The 2,228-nt window shown below is 36.3% G+C and carries 1 protein-coding gene; it reads right to left on the bottom strand.

Annotation, left to right across the window (positions count from 1 at the left end; translation table 11 throughout):
* Positions 1 to 175: 175 nt before the first annotated feature.
* Positions 176 to 1,723: a streptosactin export ABC transporter GggC gene (gene gggC, locus SMSK597_RS12480; RefSeq protein WP_000986238.1), complete on the bottom strand. Its 1,548-nt coding sequence runs from the start codon at positions 1,721 to 1,723 to the stop codon at positions 176 to 178.
* Between the last annotated feature and the right edge of the window lie 505 nt (positions 1,724 to 2,228).

Raw genomic sequence — 2,228 nt, 5'->3', positions numbered from 1 at the left:
AAGAAATAGATTAGTAAGAATAGACTGGGTAAAAAGTCTTTAAAATCAGAAAAATGCATAATATCAGGTGTGCAAACACTTGATATTATGCGTTTTATTGTGGTAATATTAATTCATTTTCTCCTGAAATTGAGTTTTTGCCTAGCCTCCTTTTCAAATCGTATGTTATAGACTATCACTTTTCTTTGCTTAAGTGAATGACTTGGTCATAGTGTTTTAAGTCTTCTTCTGTGTAGTGGTGAATGACTTCAATGACTGTTTGAGGTAGGGAAAAGAGTAAGTCACTAATCTTTCTGCTATTTTCCAAGTCAAGATTGGCCTTAATCTCATCTGCTAAGATGAGTTGGTTATCATGGTAGAGGGCTCGAGCGATTTCTAGGCGTTGTTTCTCGCCACCAGATAGACTATCGTTTCTGAGTGTTCGATTTTTCAAATGTTCTAATCCTGTTTTTTTGAGGATATGATTTAAAGTCTCTTTATTTTTATCCAGTCCCAGAAGGATATTGTCTTCCAGAGATAGCGTGTCAAAGTAATGGCTATCTTGGAGGATATAGGAACTAAGGCTTGTGATTTCTTTACGTGACAGGTTCTGACCAGCAAAGCTAATCTGTCCACTTGTTGGTGTCTCTTCTCCATGAATGATATTGAGCAGGGTTGTCTTACCAGAGCCACTTTCCCCGATAATGGCAATTTTTTCTCCTTGCTTGATGTGCATGGAAATCGGAGACAGGAGGATATTCCCATCTTTTTCTAAGGAGATGGTGTTAAGCTGGATAGGGAAAATGTTTTCTATGCTTCTAGGCGAGATGGGATCAGACTGCTTCAAAAGTTTTTGGTATTTATTGAGAAGAGTTCGATTCGCTTCTCGGGTGTTGGTAAAATAAGCCAACTCTTGGAATTGATAGCCAATATTATGGGAAACCAGATAGATGGCCACAAAACTAGCCGCATCTAAATAATTATAGTAGGTCATAAAGCCACCGATGACGATTGGTGTGACAGAACAAAAGGCATCGATGCTATTGATCAAGAGACTGTTTAAAGTGCGTTGTTTTTCATAGTTAATTTCGGTATCTAGACTGGTTTGTAATTGCTTTTGATAGCGAGCAAAAAAGTAGTCTTGCCCCTGATAATGGCGAATTTGTTGGCTACCGCCAATAAAATTTGTCAAGCTTGCTAAGTAGCTTTGGTTAACAGTGGACCGCTTTTCAGAAAGTGAATCCAAACGCTTTGATCCGATAGCACTGCAGAGGACAGGAAAGGAGTAGAAGAGGATGAAAATCAAGCCTAGGTAAAAATTAGTCCATAGGGCATAGAGAATGGACACAGTTGTAAAGCCCAGAGAAGAAAAGATGATGACCGTTGGCTCAATATAGCTTTCTTCTAGTTGCTTGACGTCGTTTTCTAGGTCGGACAAAATATCCTTTTCATCGATCTCATAACTGTTTAAAAATCGCTTGAAAATAGCACTCTTGATTTCATATTTGAAATCAGTAATCAAACGGGCGTAGTAATAGCGTTTCCCAGCCAAACCTAGTAAGAGGATGAGATTACCAAGGATTCCTAAAATCAAAACTTTCCAAAGAAGGCCTAGTTCTTGATTGGTAAAACTGGCAACAATATTCTGAACAAGGGCTGGCGTGATAATTGCTTCCAGCCAAGTAATGGAAATAGCAAAGAAGTAAAGTACGAGGTGCTTCTTGGTAACAAATCTTCTCATCATAAAGACTTGACCTCCTTATCGATATACATGTAATTAGTTTTAAAGTCATTATACTCCTTTTTATTAAATACTTCATATAAAAATGAGAGGTATCATGTCTAACTCTACAAGTAACTGAAAATTGTATTATACTCTTCGAAAATCAAAAAGCAAACCACGTCAGCGTCGCCTTACCGTACTCAAGTACAGCTTACGACTAGCTTCCCAGTTTGCTTTTTGATTTTCATTGAGTATTAAACCTTCGAGGAGATATGGTTTTAAAATTTTAAAACACAAAACACAAAACAATTGTTACTCTAAAAGTTTTTAAAGTTGGGACATGAAACAGATTGAATCTATAATAGTACACTGCGGTTGCTAAAACATTTCTAGAAATTCATTTGACTAACCTAATATATTTGTGCATATTTTGTTTCAATCTACTATACTATCAATGCTTATTAGGATATAGTAAAACAATTGTAAATATATGAAATAAGTGTGTTTAATGAGTGTTCATTTTTTA

Source organism: Streptococcus mitis SK597 (genome assembly GCF_000148545.1).
In the GTDB taxonomy this organism is placed as follows: domain Bacteria; phylum Bacillota; class Bacilli; order Lactobacillales; family Streptococcaceae; genus Streptococcus; species Streptococcus mitis_C.
Note: the sequence above shows the minus strand (reverse complement) of the source record. Positions and strands in the feature narration are given on the sequence as shown.